Consider the following 22834-nt stretch of genomic DNA (forward strand, 5'->3'; position numbering starts at 1 on the left):
CTGAGGGATGAGGGGATCCTTGGCCGGGAGGCGGGTCTTCGTCACCGGCGCGGCCAGCGGGATCGGGCGGGCCACGGCGCTGCTGTGCGGCCGGATGGGAGCCGAGCTCTTCCTGACCGACCTGCGGGACCTGACGGCGGTCGCCGAGGAGATCGGCGGCGCCGTACGGTATGCGAAGAGCGCGGACATCGCCGACTTCGACCAGGTACGGCGGATGGCGGAGGAGATCCACGCCGCCGCGGGCCCCATGGACGTGGTGATGAACATCGCGGGCATCTCGGCCTGGGGCACCGTCCAGACGCTGGAGCACCGGCACTGGCGCTCGATGGTCGAGGTCAATCTCATGGGGCCGATCCACGTGATCGAGTCGTTCGTCCCAGCGATGATCGCGGCGGGCAGGGGCGGGCACCTGGTCAACGTGTCGTCGGCAGCGGGTCTGCTGGGGCTGCCGTGGCACGCCGCCTACAGCGCCGCCAAGTTCGGCCTGCGCGGCGTGTCCGAAGTGCTCAGGTTCGACCTGCGGCGGCACGGGATCGCGGTGACGCTGGTGTGTCCCGGAGGGGTGGACACACCGCTGACCGACACCGTCGAGATCGCCGGGGTGGACCAGCGGGACGAGCGGTTCCGCAGATTGCAGGCGCGCTTCCGCAGGCGCGCGGCCACGCCGGAGCGGGTGGCCGCGACGATCGTGCGGGGCATGCTGCGCAGGCGCTACCTGGTGCACACGGCGACCGACGTACGGCTGGCCCACCTGGCCGAGCGGCTGGTCCCGCCGCTCTACGCGGCGATCATGCGGGGGATGAACCGGACCATGACCCGCGCGTTGCAGCGGCAGGCCCGATGAGCGCGCCGCGCATCGCCCCCGGCGGCCTGGCCGACGTCGGCTGCCGCACGTGGCTGTTCAGCGCCGCCGCCGGCCGGGTCGCCCGTACGGCGCCGCCGAACCTGTTCCTGACCCTGGGCAGGCACCGGCCGCTGTTCCGGGGCTGGCTCAGGTTCGCCGGGCGGCTCATGCCAGGGGGCAAGTTGCCCCGGCATGACACCGAGCTGGTCATCCTGCGGGTGGCGCACCTGCGGGGTTGCGCCTACGAGTTCGAGCACCACCGCCGGCTGGGCAGGCGGGCAGGGGTGGACCCCGACCGGGTACGGCAGGGGCAGGCGTCCGGCGGCTGGTCGCGGCGCGACCGGCTGGTGCTCGCCGCGGTCGACCAACTGCACGTCGCGTGCGATCTCGACGACGAGCTGTGGGGCGAGCTCCACGCCGAGCTGGGCGACGCCGGGATGATCGAGCTGGTGATGCTGGTCGGCCACTATGAGATGCTGGCGACGTTCATCGGGACCCTGCGCATCGCGCCCGACGCGCAACGGAGCATTCGTGACTGACCTGCGGCCCCTGCCCAGCGGACGGCATCAGCTGACCCGCGAGGAGGTCGTCTCCTCCCAGCGCGCCCGCATGCTGAAGGCGATGCGCGAGTCCATGCTCGAACGCGGCTACGCGGGCACGTCGGTGACCGACATCGTGCGCCGCGCCGGGGTGTCGCGGGAGACGTTCTACCAGCAGTTCGCCTCCAAGCAGGTCTGTTTCATCCAGGGCCTCGACGAGGCGATCGACCTGCTGGCGGCGCTGCTCGACGCCGCGCGCGATCCCCGGCTCCAGCCGCTCGACCGCTTCCGCGTGCTGCTGCGGACGTATCTGCGCGCCCTGGCCGCCGAGCCGGCCCGCGCCCGGTTCTTCCTGGTCGAGGTCTACGCCGCCGGTCCCGAGGCGGTGGCCAGGCGCATGGAGATCCAGCGGCGCTTCGCCGCCGAGATCGGCGACATCTTCGAGGCGCGGACCGACGACGACAGGTTCGCCTGCGTGACCCTGGTGGCCGCCGTCGCCCAGCTCGTCACCGCGCACCTCATGGCAGGCGACCTCGACGGCCTGGTGGCGCTGGAGGAGCCGCTGACCCGGATGGCCGAGCGGCTCCTCACGGTCAGCAGTCGGGGATGACGGCGCCGTTGTTGTCCCTGGCCTCGTCGTTGCCCCACCGGCTGAGGTAGTAGGCCGACACGTAGGCGCCCCAGCCGTTCTTGCCCGCGTACACGATGTCGAGGTCGGTCTTCAGCCACCAGTGGTTGTAGTTGCCCGAGCCGTCGCGGATCTCCTGGCCCCAGACCTTGCAGTACACGTAGTTGGTGCCCGCCTTGAGCACGCCCTGCGCGTCGGCGGTGTTCGGCCCCGCGTAGCCGGTGGCATCGGCGAACGTGTCCACCCAGGACCGCCCGCCGCCCGAGCACGCGTTGTCGCTGGTGAGGTAGCGCTGGTTGTAGTACGGGGGATAGGGCGCCAGCGACTGGCCGTTGATCACGATCGTCTGCCCGGCCCCGTTGTAGAGCTGCTCGTAGTGGATGTGCGGGCCGCTGGAGCCGCCGGTCGAGCCCGTCACGCCGATCTGCTGGCCCTGCGAGACGAAGGCGCCGTGCGGCACCGAGAAGGAGGCCAGGTGGAAGTAGTACGTCTTCCACCCGCCGCCGTGATCGATCACCACGTAGTTGCCTGCGCCCCCGGCCTCCCAGTAGCGGTAGGCGGTGCCCGAGGCCGAGGCCAGTACCGGGGTGCCGCCCGTCGCGCCGCCGTCCGACCTGACGAAGTCGAGCGCGAGGCGCACCTCGGTGGAGTGGTGGCTGTAGGTCCAGGTCTGGCCGCAGGGGAAGGGCGCCTTGAACAGCGGCGCCGCGTGGGCGGGGAGGGCCGGTAAGAGCCCCAGCAGTAGGGCGACGGTGGCTAAGGCGAGACGTGCGGAACGCATGAGCGACTCCTAGAAGACCGGCAACCAGGGGAACTCGTGGAGGCGGTCGCGGACCGCCGGCGGCAGGACGGGCTCGATCGCCGCCCGGTAACCGGCCACGGCATCCGCGGCCCGCCGGCGATCGCCGTTGAACAGCTCGTACGGGGTGGGGATCGGTAGGGGGAGCGGGGGACCGTACGGAACCCTCGGGGGTTGCGCGATGACGACGTCACCGGAGCCGGTCACCGCGTTCGGGTCGATGTCGTAGGCGTGGTCGCCGAGGAAGTAGCCGGCGATGCCGTTGGCGAAGCCCAGCAGGTTGGTGATCGGGTTCTCGGAGTGGCAGATGCCGTCGTTCTGGTTGCAGATCTCCTTCACCCGCAGGCCGCCGAAGCCGCGCGGGCCCTTCATGGTGATGCCGGGCACCACGGTGGGCAGGTTGGTCTCGATGCCGCCGGGCCCGCCGTTGACGCCGATCCTGCGCGGGTCGCCGTACAGGACGCCGTTGATCAGGTGGTGCGGGATGTCACCGGACCCGGACAGGGTGTGGAGCATGTCTCCTGCGACGATCGCGCCCTGGGAGTAGCCCGAGATCGTGATGCGGCTGCCGGGGCAGGCCGCGTGGAAGGTCCGCACCGCCCGGTCGAGGGTGGCGATGCCCTCGGCGACCGAGTCGTCCAGCGAGACCGGGTCGCCCGGGTAGGGGGCGATGGACGCGGAATAGTGGATCTTCGTGAAGCCGACGCCGGGGGGCAGGGTGGCGTTCGTCCGGTCGTAGACGTTCGCGTCCGGATCGAGGTGGCCACCCACCTCGAAGATCATCTTGGTGTCGCAGGTGGCGGCCGCGGCTGGCGAGGAGATCCCCGCCAGCCCGGCCGCGACTAACACTCCCGCTAACGCAGCTCTCATTGACAGCCTCCTTGCCAAGAAAGTAATCGATTTCCCGACTTGTGTACACCGCTGTTCACGAGTCGTCGGCCGTCGGCGGGCGGGGCGGTGGAACCCGATCTCCGTCCGGCGCGTTGGGCGCGGTGATGAACGAGATCCCCGGTTTGACGGAGTTGGTCGCGCGGCTCACCTCCGATGAGCACGGCTTCGTCGCCGTCCTCCCCGAATTGGACGGCGTCGAGGGGTTCGGCACCACCGCGCTGGCCGCCGCCGCCTGCCATATCCCGGAGGTGGTCGAGCATTTCGGCGACGGCATCGACTGGCTCACCGTCGGCGCGGCCACGCCCCGCGTCGTCGAGTCCCTCGTACGCGTACGGCTGGCGTCCTTCGGCGTCCCGTGGATATCGGCGGACGCCGAGGCCGAGTTCGAGGAGCCGGGCACCGGCCTGCTCGTGCTCGACGGGGTGCGGACCGCCGAGCAGTTGCGCGCCTGCCTGAGCCTGACCTCGGGCGTCACCGTGCTGGTGACCGCCAGGACCGCGGATATCCTGCCCGGACTGCCGTCGATCATCCGGCTCAAGGTCCCTGACGGGGGCTGGCCCCTGCTCGCCAGGCTGTCCGGATCGCTGGGGACAGCGGTGGACGACGCGTTCGACCTCGCCGATCCGGCCGCCAGGGCCTGCGCCGTACAGAAGGTCCTGGACGCCGGGCTGCCGTCGCTCTCGCCGGGGGCGCTGCCCCGGCTGCTGGAGCTCAGCGCCTTCGCCGCGGACAGCGACATCCCCGCGAGCGTCGTCCCCGCCGTGTGGCAGCGGACGGCGGGCCTGTCGAAGGGGGAGGCCGAGCGGCTGCTGACCGAGCTGTCCGAGGCCGGGCTGGCGGTTCACCACCCCGACCGCGACCTGTTGCTCGTACCCGACGTGGTCCGTGACTACCTGCGCCAGGCATCGAGCGGGGAGGTCGTCTCCCGCACCGCCAGGGCGCTGATCGACTCCTTCACGGACGCCGCTCGCACCAACGGGGCGGCGGCGGCGAGCCCGGCCACCACGGCCAGGGCCGGTCCGGGGAGCAGGGCCAGCGGTGTGGGCGAGGAGCCGCCGAGGTCGGCGAACCATTCGACCGGCGTCTCCAGCAGTTCTCCCAGCGCACCGGCCAGGCTGGTGATCGCGAGCAGCAGCCCGCACACCCGGCCGAGCAACCGGTCGGGTGTGATCGCCTGGCGATGGCTGAGCAGGGCGACGGCGGCGACGGCCGTCCCGGTCATGGGGACAAAGCGTCCGATCATGTACCAGAGGTCGCCCAGGTCCGTGCCGGACAGCGCGAGCAGCAGGGTGAACGGCTGGCTCACCAGCACGGCCGCCCACGCCAACCGGAAGGCTCCGAGCCTGCGGTGCAGCAGTACGGCCAGCAGCGCCCCCACGAGGTAGGCACCGTAGATCGACATGTTCAGCGACCAGAAGAATTCGCCGAACGGGACATCTCTCGACACGTCGAGCGTCACGCCCAGCGCCTTGCCCGCCACCTCGTCCGCGACCTCCTCGAACAGCGCCGACACCACCAGATAGGCGGCAATCGCCCGCAGTACTGGTTGCTTCAGGGTGAAGCGGAACCCCTCCGCCATCTCCCGCCAGAACCCCGCTCTCGGCGGCGGCGGCTCCTCGGCGGCGACGCCGCGGAACAGCAGCGCCGCACCGCCCATCAACACACTGACGACGATCAGCAAGGCGGATTCGTCCCGGTCCAGGGGGACAACACCGCCCCCAGACCGAGAAGGAGGATCGACGGCAGCACGGACAGTGCGGCGTTCGCCGGTACCAGGCGCTCACGCCCGACGACGGACGGCAGGTAGGCGTCCTGGCCGATCGGCGCCACCGCCGCCAGGGCGGTCGTCATCGCCGTCACCGCGAGGACGTGCGGCCCGCCGGGAACGCCCAGCAGATCGGCGACCATGACGGAGCTCACCGCCACGGCTCCCAGCAGGGCCATCATCACCATGACGGACCGGCGGCGCCGTACCCGGTCGATCAGCACCCCGAGCGGCAGTCCCAGCAGGACAGGCGCGAGAGTCGCCAAGGCCCCGTCGACGAGCCTCCAGTTGAGCCGGTCTATCGGCGGTTCCGGGTCGCTCCCCAGCAGGCTCGGCTCGGCGAGCATCAGGGAGCCGGAGAGGGCGGCGACCGCGAGGGCGAAGATCAGGAACTGGCGCGAGCGTAACGGGTGGCCATCCGGACATCATCCATGATCCCCCAGGCGCCGCAGAACGCCGTAAGTGTCGCGGAGCAGGCCGGGCGCCAACTGCCGGTGAACGGCCGACAGCGGTGTCCAGACGAGTGCCGCCACCGGCCGGTCGTAGTTCACGAACGTGCCCAACGACACCCGATCGTCATCGACGACGACGAGGAGATGGCCGGTGAGCATCCAGGAGCGGGCCTCGAGCCTGATCCAGTTGTCGCCGCGGTCGGCGATCTTCCACCCGGCCACGCGTGACGGCTGCTGTTCGAGACGCAGGCCGAGGAGCACCCGCCAGATGAACTGGCCCTGGCGGCCCGCGACGTTCTCGAACGCCGCACGGGCCCACTGCTCCGGTGACCCGGCTGAGGCGGCGCTCGTCACGAGCGTGAAGAGATCTCCGTAGTCGGGGTCGGCGAGCGTGCTGAGCGCGAGGATCTTCGAGGGAATGTCGTGCTGCTGGAAGACGGACAGCGCGGACTCATTGACCTTCATCTGCCTGACTCCTTTCGAGATGCCTCGAAAGTAACATACATACACGTATGCAGGTAAAGCGGGGATCTTGTGGACAACAGCACTCATGCTCTATAACAAGTAGTACTACTGCTTGTAGAGCAAAGGGGGCACCGCCGATGCGGGTGCTTGTGGTGGGGGCCGGGATCAGCGGGCTCGCGGCGGCGCGCGGACTGATCGCCGCAGGTCACGAGGTGGTGGTCCTGGAGCAGGCGGAGGAGCTACGCCTCGGGGGTGGCGCCATCACCCTGTGGTACAACGGCACGGCCATCCTCCGGGACCTCGGCGTCGACCTGGACGGGTCGGGGCAGCGGCTGACGACGTTATGCCTGCGGACGGCCGGCGGCCGCCGGGTGCTGGACTTCGATCTGGAAGCGCTGGCCGACCGGTTCGGGTCGGCGGCGCGGGTGATTCCGCGCGGGTCGCTGATCACGCTCCTGGAGAGCGGGCTGCCGGAGGGGACCGTACAGTTCGGCGCGCGGCTGGCGGCCCTGCAGGCCGACGTCGACGGCGTACGGGTGCGCACGCAGGCAGGTGAGGACTACAGCGGCGACTTCCTGGTCGGAGCCGACGGCGTGCACTCGCGGGTGCGTGCGCTCGTCCTGGGTGACGGCCCGGCGGCCCTGACCGGCGCGGCGATCTGGCAGGGCCTGACCCCCGCCCCGTTCGATCCCGGGTCGACCACGACGCTGATGGTCGGCAGGCAGGGCGACTTCGGGTACATGGGCGCGGGTGACGGGCTCATGCAGTGGTTCTTCGACGTGCCGTGGTCGCCGGACGCGCCGCCGGAGGACAAGCCGCTGGAGATGCTGCGCCGACGGTTCGCGGGGTGGGGCTCGCCGGTCGAGCAGGTGCTGTCCTCGCTGGCGGACGGCGACGCCGAACTGTTCCCGCACACCCGGCACAAGGTGCCGTGCCGCTGGGGCGCCGGGCGGTGCGCGCTGCTCGGCGACGCCGCGCACGGGATGCCGCCCGTCATGGCGCAGGGCACGAACCAGGCGCTCGAGGACGTGGCGACGCTGGTGGAGTGCCTGGCCGAAGTCCCCGATCCGGGCGCGGTCGTGGGCGTGTACTCGGCCAAGCGGAGGCGGCGGGCGGCCCTGGCCTCCACGCTCGCCTCGCACGGCCTCGCGGTGTCCGGCCCGAGGACGTTCATGCAGAGCGAGTACCTCATGCGCATGAACGGCGCCGCGCCACCGCGTCTTGCCACCCGGGGGTTCGGCCGGCTGCTGAGCAGTCTCAGCAGCCGGATCTGAGCACTCAGGCCATCTTGGCGAGAGCGACGCAGGCCGCCATCGTGACCGCCCGCGTCAGCCGGATGCCGGTGCGTCTCCTAGCGGCGGTAGCGGTAGTGGGGGATCGCCTTCACGGTGGCGTACGTGACGAAGGAGGCTCCGTCCTGGTGTTCCCACCACGCGTCTTCCAGCCGGTCGTCGACGACGTTGCAGGTGCTGCTGCGGGAATGGCCGCGCTTGATGGGCCCGAGATAGACGGTGCCCTTGCCCACGTAGCGTCCGTTGACCGTGAGGCGGCAGGTCCCGCCCACCCAGGCGATGTCGTACCGGCTCTTGTTCGTGATTCTGATGCGGATCTCGCAGGCCGATTCGCACCAGCCGAAGCTGAGCTTGAGCCGTACCCCGGCCGCCGCCGCCTCGGCGGGCGGTGCGACAAGTGAACCGGCCAGCAGAAAGCAGCATAAGAATGCGAAGAATCGTTTCATGCCCTGAGAACCTACTCGGTGTCGGAGACATACACGACGTATGTAGATTACTTTCCGCTAATTCGATGTCAAGGCCGGACAGCGTTTCTCCGGGCTCTCGCGGTCCTGGAAGATGACCGCGAGGCTGCCGGATCCCGCGCCGTAGAGCACCGGGAAGAGGTGCGCGGCGCGGTGGCGAGGTAGGCGCCGAGATCGAGCCGGTAATCCCGGCACCCCGCGATCACCTCACTGGCCCGCGGCCAGCAGCTCGTTGGCCTTGGTCTCGGCTGCCTTGAGCGCCTCCTCGGGCGTCTTGTCGCCCTGCATGGCGAGCTGGACCTCGGTGGCGACGGCCTTGCCGACGGCATCGCCCCAGGCCGCGTTCTCCGCCATGCGCGCGGCGATCTCCTCCGGCGTGCTGACCGAGCTGCTCTCCGCCTGCTCGGCGCCCACCTTGCGGGCGGTGGAGAACGGGTCGGTGCCGGAGCGCGTGGTGAAGAAGGGGTCCTTGAGCGCGTCGGCGGCGGTCGGGAAGATGGCGACCTTGGGGTCCTTGACGAAGCGGAGCTGGTTCTCGGCGTTGGTCAGGAACGTGGCGAACTGGGCCGCGGCGTAGGCGTTCTTGCTGGTGGCGGCCACCGCGACGTACTGGCCCTCCCAGACGTTGAAGGCCTTGGCCTCCACGGCGGGCGCGACCCCCACCTTGGGGTAGAGCGAGGGCGCGTTGTCCTTGACCGAGCGCAGGAAACTGGCGTTGCGGTCGCCGAAGACCAGCTTGCCCGCGGCGAACCTGTTGGACAGCTCGGTGGGCTCGGACGCGAGCGTGTCCTTCGGCAGCGCCCCCGCCTGGTAGAGCTCGGCCATCCGGGTCACCCAGGCGATCGCCTGGGGGTCGCCGGCGAACCCGAAGGTCTTGCCGTCGGGGCCGAAGAACTTCACGCCGATCGCCTGCCAGTCGGTCTTGAGCCGGTGCATGGGCGTGGCGACCGTGGCGTGATACTTGCCGCCCGAGGCCTTGGCGATCTTCTCGGCGGCGTCGAACAGACCGAAGACGTCCTTGGGCGGGTCGGCAGGGTCGAGCCCGGCGGCCTTCATCAGCTCGGTGTTGAAGACCAGGACGTTGAAGCCGCCGTACCACGGCATGGCGGTGTGGCTGGCAGACCCGGCGAACGTGGTGCGGGCCCACATGTTCGGCAGGAACTGCTTGCCCGCCTCCGGCGCCTTGGCGTCCAGGTCGAGCAGGTAGCCGGCCTTGGTGAGCGCGATGGCGGTGGACTCGTTGAGGTTGACCACGTCGGGCAGGGTGCAGGCGGCGGCGTTGGCGAGCAGGCGCGGGGTGAACTCGCTGTCGCCGGGGTCGTCCACCCACTTGACCGTCACGCCCGGGTGCCGCTTCTGGAAGTCGGCGATGATCGGGTCGAAGACCTGTGCGAAGTCGTTCTTCAGGCTGGTCGTCTGGAAGGTGATCTCGCCCTTGACCTCGCCGGTGAGCGGGCCGGGGCCGACGTTGCCCTTGGCGACCTGACAGTTGCCCACGGTGGCGCCGTCGCCGTCGGCCGAACTGACGCCGCCTCCGCCGAGGCCGCAGGCGGTGGTGGCCAGGCCGATCGTGATCGTGGCGAGAGCCAGCTTGCTGATCTTCACGGGGACGTTCCTTCTGTGGGGGGCAGGGTCAGGCAGAGGGCGAAGGCGTGATCGACGCGATGACCGTCCGGCAGGCGCACCTCGACGCCGGCGCCGTCGGCCCGCCAGTCGAGCGGGCCGTCGTGGCCGAGCAGCCGGACGGCCAGCGGCAGGGCAGGCACGGGCACCCGCACCCGGTCGAGGTCGGTTCGCAGGCCGATCGCGTAGACGGTGTCCGCGCGCCGGGTGAAGACCAGGTCGCCGCTCTCGTACGGCTCGCACGGGCGGGTGCCGTAGATCGCCTCGCCGTGGACGTCGAGCCAGGCGCCGATCTCGGCCAGCCGCTCGTGGACGCCGTCGGGCAGCGCGCCGGTGTGGTCGGGTCCGACGCCGAGCAGCAGGTTGCCGCCGCGGGCGACGATCCTGCAGAGCAGGCGGACGATCTCGCCGGCGGGCTTGTAGGTCTCGCCGGGGCCGAAGGTGTACCAGAACGGGCCGAGCGTGATGCAGCTCTCCCAGGGGAAGGGCTGCAGCTCGGCGGGGACGGTCTGCTCGGGGGTGCGGTAGTCCTCCTGCGGGCCGTGCACGTCGCGGTCCACGACGAGGATGCCGGGCTGCAGCTCGCGGGCGCGGGCGGCCAGGCGGGGCAGGTCCAGGTCCTCGCGCGGAGCCTTCACCCAGCCGGCGTCGAGCCAGAGCACGTCAACCGGGCCGTAACCGGTCAGCAGCTCCTCGATCTGGCCGTGGGTGAACTCGGTGAACCGCTGCCAACGGGCCGGGTCGTCGTGGTTGGCGTACCGGTCGGGGGTGGGCAGGCCAGGCGTCCAGTAGTCGGGGTGGTGCCAGTCGGCCTTGGAGAAGTAGACGCCGACGCCCAGGCCACGCTCACGGAAGGCGGCGAACACCTCGCCCGCCACGTCGCGACCGAGCGGGGTGCCGGTCGACTTGTAGTCCGACAGCTTCGTGTCGTACATCGCGAAGCCGTCATGGTGCTTGGTGGTGAACACCACGTACCGCATCCCGGCCGCCGCGCACGCCGTCGCCCACTTGTCCGGGTCGAACGCGGGCGCGTCGAAGCCCTCGGGCAGCTTCTCGTAGAAGGCGCGATAGCCTTCGGCGTCGTCCTGCCAGGGTTCGGGTCGCGCCATGAAGTCCGCGCCCTCCTGGCAGAGCGTCCAGCTCTCGAACACCCCGAGGCGGCTGTAGGGGCCCCAGTGGATGATCACGCCGAACTTCTGGTCGCGCCACCAGTCGAGCTTGGCCAGCACGGCCGGGTCGGTCGGCCACACATAAGCGCTCACGCTTCGTCTCCCCACCATTCGATGTCGAGCCCGTCAGGGGCGTCGGTCACTCTGAGGCAGGCGTAGGCGGCCTGGTCCTCGACGGTCAGCACGTTCCAGGTGGGGGCGGGCATCCAGGTGACGACGGCCAGGTCGGTCCACGGCCCGTCCGGGCCGGCAGCGCCCTGGAACCGGGTGCCGCGCACGTCCTCCAGCGCCTGCCACACCTCGCGCGGCCACTTGCCGTCCCTGGCGCGGGCGTCGCGAGGCAGGCGCGGCCGGAACCTGACGCGCCGCACCCGCCCCCGCTCGATCCTGTTCTGGTACGGCACGGCGTCGGCGACGTCCAGGAAGGCGTCGACGTCGGCCAGGCGGGGGCCGCCCCACAGCCGGTCGGCCAGCACCCGCAGCGTCCGGTCGGCGTACCAGTCGAAGTAGGCGTCGTCCTGGTCCTCGGCCCAGTCCGCCCACACGCACAGCTGGTAGCCGTCCACCAGCGTCTCGGCCGACGGGCTCCACTCCTCGTAGAGAAAGCGGGGGTCGGGCGTCACGTAGTTGACCCCCGCCCGGTTGCCGGGACCGGTTCGCGGCGTGACGTAGTGGGTGTGGCTGGGCGAGGCGATCACGCGGTATCCCAGCTTGGTGAACCCGGCCAGGTCCTGGTCGGTCTCCTCCCACACCGTGATGCGGATGTCGCCGTCGGGCCGTACCCGGTAGTCGCCGCGCGAGGCGTACTCCCACCAGTTCCACAGCTCCGGCTGCCTGCCCCGCTCGCGCACCACCGCCGCCAGCTCGTTGACGAAGGCGACCAGCGCGTCGTTCGGCGTGTAGTCCGCCCGCAGCGAGCGGGCGTAGGCCGCCAGTTCGGCGGCGCGGGACAGGTCGGGCTCGACCGGCCACTCGTCCCCGCCGATGTGGATCCGCTCGACCGTGGGGAACGCGTCGCAGAACGCGGCCAGCAACCGCCTGATCCACGCCCGGTTGTCCGGCCTGGTGATGTCCATCGTCCAGGACGGGGTGGGGAAGCCGGTCCAGTTCGAGCCGTCGTTCAGCACCGCGTCGGCGGAGCGCAGCTCCGGCCGCTGCTCGATCACGGCGGTGGTGTGCGCGGGCAGGTCGATCTCCGGGACCACCTCGATGTGATGCGCCTGCGCGTACGCGATCAGCTCGGCGAGCTCCGGTACGGCATAGGCGGGCTCGGTGGCCAGCTCCTCGAAGCCCGGCAGCCGGACCCGGAACCCGTTCCACTCGGTCAGGTGCAGCTGGAGCCGGTTGTAGCCCAGCCACGCCATCCGCCGGACGAACCCGCGCAGGTAGTCGAGGCTCCAGTGCCGCCGGCCCAGGTCCAGCATCACTCCGCGGACCGCCACCGCGGGGCCGTCCTCGATCACGCCTCTGGGCAGCCGCCGACCTTCCATCAGCTTCAGCACCGTCTGCAGGCCGTAGAACCAGCCCGCCTCGTCGGCGGCCTCGATCGTGACGCGGTCGCCGACGGTGAGCAGGTAGCTCTGCGGGGCGAGGCCCTCGCGCCGTACCAGGGCGAGGTCGGCGTCCTGCCCGGTCTCGGGCAGGGCGAGCCCGGTGGCCGCGCGCAGCTCGGCCGGCAGCGGACCGGCTCCCCGGCTGATCGTCGCGTGGTCGGCGAGCCGCAGCCGGCCGCCGGTCGGCGTGAACACGTGCGGGGTGGGAACGAACGCGGTCACATCTTCACCGCGCCCGACTCGACGCCCCGGTAGAACCAGCGCTGGGCCAGGAAGAACAGCACCACGACCGGGATGACCGAGATCATCGACCCCGTCATGATCAGCTTGTCGTCGACGCCGAACGAGCTGGACGACAGCCGCGACAACCCCAGCGTGAGCGTGAAGTTCTCCTCCGAGCGCAGCACGATCAGCGGCCAGAGGAAGTCGTCCCAGGCGGCGATGAAGCTGTTGATCGCGATCACCGTCATCGCGCCCTTGGCCGAGGGCAGGAACACCCGCCAGAACCTGGTCCACTCGCCCGCGCCCTCCATCAGCGCGGCGTCCTCGACCTCGCCCGGCACCGCCAGGAACGCCGCCCGCATGATGAGCACATTGAACGCGCCCGCGATGCCCGGCAGCCAGGCCCCGGCCAGCGAGTCCACCAGCCCCATGTCGCGGATGCTGAGGAACAGCGAGATCATGATCGACTCGAACGGGAACATCATCGCCAGCACCAGCAGCAGGAAGACCGCCTTACGGCCACGCCATCCCGGCCGCGAGAGCATGTAGCCGCCGAACGAGGCGAAGACCAGGTTGCTGACGATGGCGAGCAGGGCCACGAGCACGCTGTTGGTCACGTACGAGGCGATCGGCACCGACTCGGCGATCTTGATGAAGTTGTCCAGCGTCGGGTGCTGCGGCAGGAACGAGGCGTTGTCGCCGTAGACGTCCTCACCCGAGCTCTTGAGCGCGGTGAACAGCTGCCACAGCAGCGGCCCCACGGTGATCGCCAGAACGGCGAGCAGCAGCAGATAGCGCCCGGCGAGCCCGGCCGCCTTTCCGGCCCTCACGTGCCCTCTCCCCTCGAAATACGCTGGCCCAGCAGCGTGAATCCCACGGTGAGCGCGAACAGCGCCACCGAGGCGGCCGCGCCGTACCCGGCGTTGCCGGTCATCGGGTCCAGGCCCACGTCGCGGATGTAGAAAGGCAGCGTGCGCGCCGCGCCTCCAGGACCGCCGGTCGACCCGCCCAGCGCGTAGACCTCGGTGAACACCCGCAGCGAGCCGATCGCGGTGAGCGTGCCCACCAGCAGCATCGTCGGCCGCACTCCCGGCACGGTGACGTGCAGGAAACGGTGGAAGGCGCTCGCGCCGTCGACGGAGGCGGCCTCGTGCAGCTCCTTCGGCACGTTGCCCAGCGCGGCCAGGTAGAGCACCATGTACCAGCCCAGGCCCTTCCACACCGTCATCGCCATCGCCCCGAACAGCACCAGCGTCGCGTCCGACAGGAACGACACCGGCTCGCCCGGCAGCAGCGTGTTGATCAGGCCGTCGTCGCGCAGCAGCCACTGCCAGCTGAAGCCGACCACGATCACCGAGACCAGCACCGGCGTGTAGAACGCCGACCGGAAGAACCCGATGAACGGGATCTTCTTCTCCACCAGGACGGCCAGCAGCAGCGGCAGCATCACCATCAGCGGCACGACCACCACCGCGTACAGCACGCTGTGCCAGGTCGCCGACCAGAAGTCGGCGCTGGCCAGCAGCCGCGCGTAGTTGTCCACGCCCACGAACGCGGCGGGACCGCCCAGCGGCTTGGCGTTCGTGAACGACAGCAGCACCGTGTTGACGAACGGGAACACCCCGAACACCAGCGCCGCCGCGATCGCAGGAGCGCACCACAGCCACGGCATCCACCAGGGGCGATGCAGGGCGGCTCCGGTCCTGCGGCTCGCCTGCGGCGGCGGCTTGTCCCGTTGCGGGGCGGCCGCCCGAGGCGCGGCAAGGGTCGAGGAGGTCATGTCACGATCCGTTCCGGTGGGGGGTCAGCGGGTTCGCGCGGGGCCGTAGATCTCGTCGCGGGCGGCTTCCAGGGCCATCAGTACGGCCCCGCGCACCACCGAGTTGCCTTCGACGGCGGAGGTCACGATGTGCGGACGCAGCGGCGTCAGGTCGGCCACCTCGGCCTCGATCCTGCGGGTCAGCGGGCCGCAGGCGCGCCCCACGTCGCCGGTGAGCACCACGAGCCCGGGGTCGACCACCGCGCACACCGCCGCGATGCCCAGCGCGATCCGCGCGGCCACCTCGGCCAGGAAGTCCTGGTGACCGTCGCGCAGCACGTCGGCGACCACCCGGCCGCGCAGCCCGTGCTCGCGGGCCAGGGCCAGGATCGCCGCCGCGCCGGCCCGGCCCTGGAAGCCGCCCTTGAAGGGGCCCCCCTTCCGATGGCGCATGCGCTGCAGCGTCGAGCCGTACAGGGGCAGGTAGCCGACCTCGCCCGCGCCGCCGCCGCTGCCGCGGCGCAGCCTGCCGTCGAGCACCAGCGCCATGCCGACTCCGACGCCCAGCGACAGCAGCGCGAAGTCGTCGCGCTCGCGGCCCGCGCCGACCCGGTGCTCGGCCAGCGCGCTCAGGTTCACCTCGTTCTCGAACACCGCGGCCATGCCCAGCTCCTCGCGCAGCTGCGACAGCGGCCCGTGATGCCAGCTCGGCAGGTCGGAGGCGAATGCCATGTCGCCGGTGGCCGGATCGACGATGCCGGGAGTGCCGACGACCGCGCCGTGCAGGTCGCCCACCCCGATCCCCGCCTTGGCCGCCGCCTCGGCGATCGCCTGGCCGACCAGGCTGATCGAGTTGTCCTTCGGCCGGGTGACGATCAACGCACTGCCGACCGTGCGGCCGGTGATGTCGGCCACGACCGCGTGCACCTCGGAGGCGCGCAGTTCGGCGCCCGCGACGTGCGCCCGGCCGGCGATCACGCCGTAGGTGCGGGCATTCGGGCCGCTGCGCCCCTCGCCCGCCTGCCCGGCTTCGGCGATCAGGCCCGCCTCCACCAGTCGGTCCAGCAGCTCGGCCACCGTCGGCTTGGCCAGCCCGGTCGTCTCGACCAGCTGGGCGCGGCTCAGCGGGCCCAGCTCGATCATCAGATCCAGCGCCAAACGGTCGTTGATCGCACGGATCAACCCTGCGGAGGCCTTACGGCTGCTCATCACGCTCCCAGATCCGATAGGTAGGTTCCCTGTCAGTTGTGGAGACCGTAGAAGCCAGATAAGGAAAAGTCAACGCTGTTCCTGCTCACGATCTGACAGGGAACCTCTCTATTGCTGGGTAATCCTGCAGTGGCCCCGCGTGCTGTCCCCAATGGGGGATCGGCGCAGGTTCGGGGTTCGCACGGATCCGCCCGGCGCGGCCGGTCTCTAGCGTCGAGACCGGAGGTGGTGACATGGTTCCGTTCACCGGTCGTACGGCGGAGCTCCGGCAGATCCGGGCCGCGTTGTGGGACCAGACCGGGACCCTCGTGGTCGGCGAGGCCGGATCGGGCAAGAGCCGGCTGCTGGAGGAGTCGGTGCCCGGCTACCAGGCGGTCAAGGTCGCGGGGGCCGGTCCGGCCGTGCCGTTCGGCGCCTTCGCGCACCTGCTGCCCGCCGTACCCCCGCCGGGCAATCCGATCAGATGGGCGGCCGACCTCCTCACGGCCGAGGTGGTCGCGGTGGACGACGCCCACCTGCTCGACGCCCCGTCCGCGGCGCTGGTCCGGCACCTCGTCGAACACCGGGGCGCGCGGCTGGTGGCGACGGCGCTCACGGGCGCGACGCTGCCCCCGCCGCTGGCAGCCCTGTGGAAGGACGGCCTCGTGACCCGGCTCGACCTCGGGCCCCTGTCCGCCCAGGACACCGCGCGGCTGCTGGCCGCGGCGCTCGGCGGACAGGTGGAGGGGGTGACGGCGCGACGGCTGTGGCACGCCACCAGAGGAAACCCCCGCCTCCTGGTCGAACTGATCGCCTCGGGGCAGTTCACCCGATCCGGCGGGCTGTGGCGCCGGCAGGGCGAGATCGTGCTGACCGGCAGGCTGCGGCAGTTAATCGAGGCGGCCATCGGCGAGGTCGACGAGCACGAACGGGAGACGATGGAGTTCGTCGCCTTCGGCGAACCGCTCCTGCTGGAGGCGTTGCTCGCGCTCGTCCCGGCCGACGCGGTCGACCGCCTGGAACGCCGCGGACTGATCGCCGTGGACCACTCCCCGCCCCGCGTACGGCTGGCGCACCCCCTCCACTCCCAGGTGGTCCGCACCTGGCCTGGCCGGGTCCGCACGCGTTCGGGGCTGGCCACGGTCATCCCTTTCTGCGCCGGTCAGCCGGACGCGGAGCTGAGCGTCCGGGAAAGGGAGATAGCCCGCCTGGCCTCGTGGAACCTGACCAACCGTGAGATCGCCGACCTGCTCGTCGTGTCACCCCGCACGGTGGGCAACCACCTATGCCGGATCTACGCCAAGCTGGGCGTCAACCGCCGCCTGGACCTGGCCCGTCTGCTGGCCTGAGCGGGGAGCGGACATAGGCCAGCACCGCCTGCACCCGGCGGTGCGAGTCGGGATCGTCGAGGAGCCCGAGCTTGGCGAACACCTGGGCGACGTGCGCCTCCACCGTGCGTGGTGTGATGACCAGCCGGGCGGCGATGGCCTTGTTCGACATGCCCTCGGCGACCAGGGCCAGCACCTCCCGTTCCCGCGCGGTCAGCACGTCGAGCGGGTCCTTCGCCCTGCGCCTGCCCAGCAGCCGCGACACGACGGTCGGGTCGATCACGGTCTCGCCGTCGGCGAGCCTGCGCAGCGCGTCGACCAGGATCGCGGGGTCGAACACGCGCTCCTTGAGCAGGTAGCCGACCTGCTCGGGGTGGTCCTCGACCAGCCGCATCGCGTAGGCGGGCTCGACGTACTGCGACAACACCAGCACCCCGATCCCCGCGTGCTCGGCTCTGATCCGCTCGGCCGCCACCAGACCCTCGTCGGTGTGGGTCGGCGGCATCCGGATGTCGACCACCACCAGGTCGGGGTTCTCCGCCCGGACCAGGGCCAGCAACGCCGTGCCGTCGCCCGCCTGCCCGGCGACGGTGAACCCGGAGCGTTCCAGTATCGACACGATGCCCTCGCGGGTCAGCATCGAGTCGTCGGCGACGATCACGCGCACAGCGGCCAATCTAGCCGCAAGCCCGCCCCCCGGCCAGTGCGTGTCAGCACCAGTGCCAGGCGGGTAAGGCCTCAAGCCGGTTCCCCATGGACAAGGCCGACCAGTTCATCTGGTCCACCCGGCCGTGGACGAAGGTGGGGTGACCTGGGCGGGCAGGCTTCCGCTGAGACGATCGTGGGTGGCGGTGAGCTGCCCCCCGCTCGCGCCGAAGCGGTCGACGAGGTGATCGGGGAGGGGCGCGACGGGCCCGCTGATGTCGAGGGTCAGCGTGTCTCCGTGGTGCGGGACCGCGACGGTCAGGGGGCCGGTCGCCGTCTCCACCGCATGCTTCACGACCAGGTAGACGGCCCGCTCGACCGCCTGCGGGAGCCGTACGGCGGGCACGTCCTCGATGTCGACCGCGCCCGGCGCCTGATCGGCGAGCGACCAGAGCGCCGCCTCCAGCCCGGCCTCCTGCAGGATGGCCGGGAAGATCCCGTGGGCCAGCTCCCGCAGCTCGCGCAGCGCGGTCAGCGCCTCCTCCAGCGCGTCGTTCTGCCCGGCCAGGCGCAGCTGGTAGGTGACGGCCAGCAGGCGCTGCTGGGCGCCGTCGTGCAGATCACGCTCCAGGTCGCGTCTGGCCAGGTCGCCGCTCTCCACGATGCGGGCCCGGGAAGCGCGCAGATGTTCCAGGTGGGCGAGCACCTCGGCGCGCAGCCGTTCGTTGTCGATCGCCAGCCGGGCGGCGGGGCCGAGCCGGACGTCGGTCTGCACGTCGTGCAGGACCATCGCGACGGGTTCGCCCCTGCGGGTGAGGGCGGTGGCCGTACGGCCGGGCCCGGGGGAGACGTCGACGGGGTGGCCTTCGTCGTCGACGTAGGTGCGCGTGACCGGCAGCCAGTAGGCCACGGTCAGGGTGCGGTCGCCGGTGGCACGGGCCAGGGCCGCCCGCAGCGAGCCCGGTGGTGGGGCGGCGCCCAGGTCCTCGGTCAGCCGGGCCACGGCGGTGCGGCGCGACCACAACCGGACGGCGGTCCAGAGCACTCCGAGGGCCAGGGTGGTGAGGGTGGCGGCCTGGAACAGGAAGATCGCCAGATGGTGGGGCAGGTCGGGGCGCTCCGGCGGGAGGATCGCCACCACCGGCGAGCCGAGCGTGGCGGCCACGCCGTACGCGACGAAGGCGAGCCCCGCCGCCGCGCCGGGCAGCAGAATCGGCGCCGTGTCGCGCCGTCCGATCGGCGAGGCCCGCGCCAGCCGGGTCGCCGCCGTGACGGCGAGCAGCGCGCCGAGGACCGCGACGGTGAGCGCCCACAGCAGGTCGAGCGCGACGGCGACCGGGCGGAGCGAAACCAGCAGGAAGACGTTGTCTCCGCAGGTATCCCAGCAGTGCGGGTCGTAGAAGGGACTGCGGAACAACGCCCGCCCAAGGGAGACCGCGGCGGCGGCCGCGTAGGCGGCCTTCCACGGCCGGCCCAGCACCAGGTGCGCCACCGCAGGGAGCAGGAACGGCGCCACCGCCATCGCGACGCTCCTGACAGGGTGCGGGCCCGCGATCCACCCGGTCCAGACGGGCGCCAGCCAGCAGATCCCGGCCGGCAGCGCCACCCGCTTGACGACCACCGCCGTCAGTAGGGCGCATCCCGCGGCGAGGGCCAGGACGGTGGCCTGCGCCGACTGCGCCGCGTAGGTCGTGGTGTTGCCGACGACGCCGCCGGCGAGCTCGGCCAGCACGCCACCGGTCGCGAACGCGTAGACGACCGACACGGCCACCAGCGGCAATCGCGACACGCGCCGATTGTCACATACGCGGCCCGCGCAGACTTCCGTGCTCGCCCCAGTGCCACGCGGGCGTCCGGTCCCTACCATCGAGGCATGGTGTCCACGGGACGGCCCGTCGTGGTGCTGGCGCTGGCGGCCGGGCTCGTGGCGGCCTGCACTGGTACGGCGGGCGGAGGCGGCAAGGCCGGAACGGCCGCCGTGACGCTGACGATCGGGACCGACGACAGCCCCGGCAGGCCGGGCGCCGCCGCCGTCGAGGAGTTCGCCCGTCAGGTGCGGGCGGAGTCCGGTGGCGAGGTGGTCGTCGAACCGAGATGGCAGGCGGCGGGGAAGGGACGCGACGACTGGGACCAGGCCGTCGCGCGCATGGTCGTCGGCGGACGGCTGGACCTGGCGCTGGTGCCCGCGCGGACGTGGGACACCGAGGGCGTGTCCACCATGTCGGCCCTGCACGCGCCGTTCCTCGTCACCTCCGACGCGCTGGTCGACCGGGTGGTGTCCGACGCCGACCTGGCAGAGGAGCTGCTCGGTGGCCTGGCGGGCAAGGGGCTCACGGGCCTGGCGCTGGTGCCGGAGAACCTGCGCCACCCCTTCGGGTTCGGGCGGGCGCTCACCTCGCCGGGCGACTTCGCGGGCCGGACGTTCCGCGCTCCCCGCTCCGAGACCGCCTACGCGCTGTTCCGGGCGCTTGGCGGCGAGCCGGACGACCTTCCCGGTGACCGGTTCGGCCGGGCGCTGGCCGCAGGGACGGTCTCCGGCGCTGAGTCGTCGTTCGTGTGGGCGGACGACCTGCCGGCCAAGGCGGTCGGCGTCGGCAACGTCACCTTCTTCCCGAAGGTCAACTCGCTGGTCATCCGGTCGTCGGTGCTGGCCGGGCTGTCCGACCGGCAGCGGGCCGCGCTCGACACGGCTGCGGAGCGGACCGTGGCATGGGCGATCAGGCACCGGGTCGCCGAGGGCGACGGCGCGCTCGCGTACTGCGGGGCCGGCGGGAGCGTGGTGCTCGCCAGTGCCGCCGACCTTCGAGCGCTGGACGAGGCCGCCCGGCCGGTGTACGCGAGCCTGGAGCGGGACCCGCCGACCAAGGCGATGATCGAGCGGATCAGGACGCTGAAGCGGCAGACCCCACCGCCGCCCGCGCTCACCCCCTGCGCGGCGCGGCCCACGGCGGATCCGGTGCCTTCCACCGCCGCCGCGAGCCCGCGGTTCCCCGAGGGGATCTACCGGGCCGAGATCCCGCTGGCGTTCCTGATCGAGCGCGGGGTACGGCAGGACTGGGCCCGCGACAACGCCGGGATCTCCACGCTCACCTTTCGCGACGGCACCTGGCGGCACAACGTGGGCGGAACGCCCGCCGACACAGACTGCTACGGCCCTTACGCGGTGAAGGACGGCACGATCACGCTCTCCTTCAGGGAGGTGCTCTGCGGAACCATGGGCGGAGACCTCTTCAGCGCTGCCTGGACCGTTGACGGCGACCAGCTCAGATTCGTCGACCTGGTCGCCGGTCAGCCGGGCGAGGAGAGGCTGATGACGGCGCTGTTCGGCGCGAAGCCGTGGACGCGGATCGGGTAGCCGTCACAGGGAGAACTCGGCGTTCAACCGGGTGCCGTGGCCGGGTGGGGAGTCCACGATGAGCCGGCCGCCGAAGGTCTCCACCCGGTCGGTGAGGCTGCGCAGGGCACCGACGCCGCCGACGCCGTCGTCGGTGATCTCGACGTGGAGGAGGGCGTGGCGGCTCTCGACGCGGACGGTCGCTTCGGTGGCGTGAGCGTGTTTGGCGACGTTGGCCAGCGCCTCGGCGCAGACGTAGTACACGGCGGCCTCGATCTCGGCGGGGAAACGGGTCTCGGTGACGCTGAGCCGTACCGGGACGGGGGAGAGCCCGGCAAGGACGGGCAGGGCCGCGGGCAGGCCGTCGGCGAGGTCGCGAGGATGCAGCCCGCGGGCCAGGCCGTGGAGTTCGTCGATGGTCTGGCGCAGATGCGGCAGATCGGGATGGACGGCGTGCAGGGCCCGCAGGCGGCGGACCGGGCCGTCGTGGAGGCGTTCCTCCAGGCGGCGGCGTTCGTCGTCGGCCGCGACCAGGAGGCGGCGACGGGAGGCGCTCAGCTCGGCGACCTGGGCCCGGATCTCGCTCTGGAGGGCGGCGTTGGCGGCGGTCAGCCGGGTCGCGGCGGCCACGGCATGGACCAGAGCGGGGTCGGCCAGGACGGCCGGGTCATGCAGGATGACGGCGAAGGGGCGGCCGTCCAGCTCGACGAAGGTCGTGCCGTCGCGGGTGAGGCTGAGGGGGTGGCCGGACTCGTCGACGTAACCGCCGTCCAGGTGATAGCCGATGCGCAGGGTCGGGTCGCCGAGCGCACCGGCCAGCGCGTCGCGGACGGGAGCCGTTTCGGTCAGGTCGACCAGGAGGTCGGTGACCTCGTCGCCGGGGCGGCGGCGCAGGTCCCTGGCGAGGGCGATCGCGAGGCCGCACAGAACGGCCTGGTAGGTGAGGACGGCGGGGACGACGGCCGCGCCGCCCGGGAAGAACGTCCGGGCCAGCGCGCCGCCGCACAGCACCAGGGCGAACGCCAGCGCGGCCTGCGTGGCGACACGGCGACGCCTGCCGGTCCCGGTGAGGTGGACGGCGACCGCCAGGGCGGTGGCCAGGCCGACGGCCACGGGCTCGCTGCTCCACAGGGGCTGAACCGCCGCGGTCAGATAGCCGACGCCGACGGCGATCCACGCGACGCGGCGCGTGGGGCGGGCGGCCGGGTAGGTCAGCAGGAGATGGATGACGAAGCCCCGGTGCGCGTACCAGAGGGCGGGGTCGAGGTTTCCCGCGAACCAGGCCGCGCCGGCGGCGACCAGCAGGATGCCCGCGCCCTTACCCGCATACAGCCCCGAGGCGACCAGCACCAGCCCCACCAGCAGGTCCGGGATCCACCTGTCGGGCCGGTCCCATCCGAAGGCCACCCACTCCGAGGCGAGTCCGGCCACCAGGGCCGGAGCGAACCAGGCCGCACGCGTGGGCGTCATGGGTCACCCGGGCCGAGGAGGGCGCGCAGCGCGGGGCCGGACAGGTTGTGCTTGGCCAGGAAACGAGCGTGCGCCAGGCGCGGGCCGTACATGGCGGCGTCACGGGCCGAGACGAGGACGACCAGCGGCGGCCGGGGACCGCGGGCCAGGGCGGTCGCGACCGCGAAGCCGTCGACGTCGGGCAGCTGGATGTCGAGCAGGACCAGGTCGGGGGCGAGCCTGGCGGCCCGGTCGACCGCCTGCGCGCCGGTCGCGGCCTCGCCGACGACGTGGAAGCCGTCGGCCTCCAGGAGGGCGCGCGCGGAGGAGCGGAAACCGTCATGGTCGTCGACGATCAGCACACTCCAGGTCACGGGCCGATCGTGACACGGCGGCCGCCGCCGGTCATCCGTGCTGGCCTCACC

General features: G+C 71.7%; 22 protein-coding genes. 7 read left to right on the plus strand and 15 right to left on the minus strand.

The window, feature by feature from the left end; translation table 11 throughout:
- The first annotated feature begins 7 nt into the window (after positions 1–7).
- From ACFXJ8_RS16200 to ACFXJ8_RS16210, 3 genes are read left to right on the plus strand one after another with little or no spacing between them, the layout of a single operon-like run.
- Positions 8–844, plus strand: a complete 837-nt coding sequence (locus tag ACFXJ8_RS16200) for an SDR family oxidoreductase (protein ID WP_379644683.1) — start codon at positions 8–10, stop codon at positions 842–844.
- Positions 841–1383, plus strand: coding sequence for a carboxymuconolactone decarboxylase family protein (locus ACFXJ8_RS16205; protein ID WP_379644684.1), 543 nt, complete (start codon positions 841–843; stop codon positions 1381–1383). The genes ACFXJ8_RS16200 and ACFXJ8_RS16205 overlap by 4 nt, the downstream gene beginning before the upstream one ends.
- Entirely contained in the window at positions 1376–1993 is a 618-nt protein-coding gene (locus ACFXJ8_RS16210; RefSeq protein ID WP_379644685.1) for a TetR/AcrR family transcriptional regulator, read from the plus strand. Before ACFXJ8_RS16205 ends, ACFXJ8_RS16210 begins: the two co-directional genes overlap by 8 nt.
- Here ACFXJ8_RS16210 and ACFXJ8_RS16215 read toward each other — a convergent pair.
- Positions 1977–2792, minus strand: a complete 816-nt coding sequence (locus ACFXJ8_RS16215; protein ID WP_379644686.1) for a M23 family metallopeptidase — start codon at positions 2790–2792, stop codon at positions 1977–1979. The two genes, ACFXJ8_RS16210 and ACFXJ8_RS16215, sit on opposite strands and share 17 nt — an antisense overlap.
- A gap of 9 nt (positions 2793–2801) precedes the next feature.
- On the minus strand, positions 2802–3680 hold the full coding sequence (locus tag ACFXJ8_RS16220) for a cutinase family protein (RefSeq protein WP_379644687.1): 879 nt from the start codon (positions 3678–3680) through the stop codon (positions 2802–2804).
- A 143-nt stretch (positions 3681–3823) separates the two neighbouring features.
- Here ACFXJ8_RS16220 and ACFXJ8_RS16225 point away from each other — a divergent pair, with 143 nt between their 5' ends.
- Positions 3824–5086, plus strand: coding sequence for a hypothetical protein (locus ACFXJ8_RS16225; RefSeq protein ID WP_379644688.1), 1263 nt, complete (start codon positions 3824–3826; stop codon positions 5084–5086).
- Positions 5087–5375: 289 nt separating this feature from the next.
- Here the strand turns inward: ACFXJ8_RS16225 and ACFXJ8_RS16230 are convergent, their stop codons facing one another.
- The gene (locus ACFXJ8_RS16230; RefSeq protein ID WP_379644689.1) at positions 5376–5813 is read right to left on the minus strand and encodes a hypothetical protein; all 438 of its coding nucleotides are present in this window, start codon (positions 5811–5813) and stop codon (positions 5376–5378) included.
- Between the two features lie 78 nt (positions 5814–5891).
- Positions 5892–6383, minus strand: a complete 492-nt coding sequence (locus ACFXJ8_RS16235) for a hypothetical protein (protein ID WP_379644690.1) — start codon at positions 6381–6383, stop codon at positions 5892–5894.
- A 137-nt stretch (positions 6384–6520) separates the two neighbouring features.
- On the opposite strand from ACFXJ8_RS16235, the gene ACFXJ8_RS16240 reads away from it, so the two are divergent.
- Positions 6521–7657 (plus strand): FAD-dependent oxidoreductase, encoded by a 1137-nt coding sequence (locus ACFXJ8_RS16240; RefSeq protein WP_379644691.1) that lies wholly within the window; start codon positions 6521–6523, stop codon positions 7655–7657.
- Positions 7658–7734: 77 nt separating this feature from the next.
- Here ACFXJ8_RS16240 and ACFXJ8_RS16245 read toward each other — a convergent pair whose 3' ends face one another.
- The 7 genes from ACFXJ8_RS16245 to ACFXJ8_RS16275 form a co-directional block, all read right to left on the minus strand.
- A complete protein-coding gene (locus ACFXJ8_RS16245) occupies positions 7735–8121 on the minus strand; it encodes a hypothetical protein (RefSeq protein ID WP_379644692.1) in 387 nt (128 codons plus the stop codon).
- A 225-nt stretch (positions 8122–8346) separates the two neighbouring features.
- On the minus strand, positions 8347–9744 hold the full coding sequence (locus ACFXJ8_RS16250) for an extracellular solute-binding protein (RefSeq protein ID WP_379644693.1): 1398 nt from the start codon (positions 9742–9744) through the stop codon (positions 8347–8349).
- Positions 9741–11024, minus strand: a complete 1284-nt coding sequence (locus ACFXJ8_RS16255) for an alpha-L-fucosidase (protein WP_379644694.1) — start codon at positions 11022–11024, stop codon at positions 9741–9743. The genes ACFXJ8_RS16250 and ACFXJ8_RS16255 overlap by 4 nt, the downstream gene beginning before the upstream one ends.
- Positions 11021–12706, minus strand: coding sequence for a family 20 glycosylhydrolase (locus ACFXJ8_RS16260; protein WP_379644695.1), 1686 nt, complete (start codon positions 12704–12706; stop codon positions 11021–11023). The genes ACFXJ8_RS16255 and ACFXJ8_RS16260 overlap by 4 nt, the downstream gene beginning before the upstream one ends.
- Positions 12703–13536: a carbohydrate ABC transporter permease gene (locus ACFXJ8_RS16265; protein WP_379644696.1), complete on the minus strand. Its 834-nt coding sequence runs from the start codon at positions 13534–13536 to the stop codon at positions 12703–12705. Before ACFXJ8_RS16265 ends, ACFXJ8_RS16260 begins: the two co-directional genes overlap by 4 nt.
- Positions 13533–14486 (minus strand): carbohydrate ABC transporter permease, encoded by a 954-nt coding sequence (locus tag ACFXJ8_RS16270; RefSeq protein WP_379644697.1) that lies wholly within the window; start codon positions 14484–14486, stop codon positions 13533–13535. Before ACFXJ8_RS16270 ends, ACFXJ8_RS16265 begins: the two co-directional genes overlap by 4 nt.
- Positions 14487–14510: 24 nt before the next feature.
- A complete protein-coding gene (locus tag ACFXJ8_RS16275; protein ID WP_379644698.1) occupies positions 14511–15674 on the minus strand; it encodes an ROK family transcriptional regulator in 1164 nt (387 codons plus the stop codon).
- A gap of 233 nt (positions 15675–15907) precedes the next feature.
- Between ACFXJ8_RS16275 and ACFXJ8_RS16280 the strand changes: the two genes are divergently transcribed.
- Positions 15908–17002 (plus strand): LuxR C-terminal-related transcriptional regulator, encoded by a 1095-nt coding sequence (locus tag ACFXJ8_RS16280; RefSeq protein WP_379644699.1) that lies wholly within the window; start codon positions 15908–15910, stop codon positions 17000–17002.
- Here the strand turns inward: ACFXJ8_RS16280 and ACFXJ8_RS16285 are convergent.
- Positions 16965–17648, minus strand: a complete 684-nt coding sequence (locus tag ACFXJ8_RS16285; RefSeq protein ID WP_379644700.1) for a LuxR C-terminal-related transcriptional regulator — start codon at positions 17646–17648, stop codon at positions 16965–16967. The two genes, ACFXJ8_RS16280 and ACFXJ8_RS16285, sit on opposite strands and share 38 nt — an antisense overlap.
- Before the next feature lie 105 nt (positions 17649–17753).
- Positions 17754–19415, minus strand: coding sequence for a sensor histidine kinase (locus ACFXJ8_RS16290; protein WP_379644701.1), 1662 nt, complete (start codon positions 19413–19415; stop codon positions 17754–17756).
- A gap of 84 nt (positions 19416–19499) precedes the next feature.
- On the opposite strand from ACFXJ8_RS16290, the gene ACFXJ8_RS16295 reads away from it, so the two are divergent.
- Positions 19500–20981, plus strand: coding sequence for a TRAP transporter substrate-binding protein (locus ACFXJ8_RS16295; protein ID WP_379644702.1), 1482 nt, complete (start codon positions 19500–19502; stop codon positions 20979–20981).
- Positions 20982–20984: 3 nt separating this feature from the next.
- On the opposite strand, the gene ACFXJ8_RS16300 is transcribed toward ACFXJ8_RS16295, so the two are convergent.
- Both ACFXJ8_RS16300 and ACFXJ8_RS16305 read right to left on the minus strand, forming a co-directional pair.
- Positions 20985–22430: a sensor histidine kinase gene (locus ACFXJ8_RS16300; protein WP_379644703.1), complete on the minus strand. Its 1446-nt coding sequence runs from the start codon at positions 22428–22430 to the stop codon at positions 20985–20987.
- Entirely contained in the window at positions 22427–22783 is a 357-nt protein-coding gene (locus ACFXJ8_RS16305) for a LytR/AlgR family response regulator transcription factor (RefSeq protein ID WP_379644704.1), read from the minus strand. The genes ACFXJ8_RS16300 and ACFXJ8_RS16305 overlap by 4 nt, the downstream gene beginning before the upstream one ends.
- Positions 22784–22834: the final 51 nt, after the last annotated feature.

The sequence above is a fragment of the Nonomuraea sp. NPDC059194 genome, assembly GCF_042754765.1.
Classification (GTDB): domain Bacteria; phylum Actinomycetota; class Actinomycetes; order Streptosporangiales; family Streptosporangiaceae; genus Nonomuraea.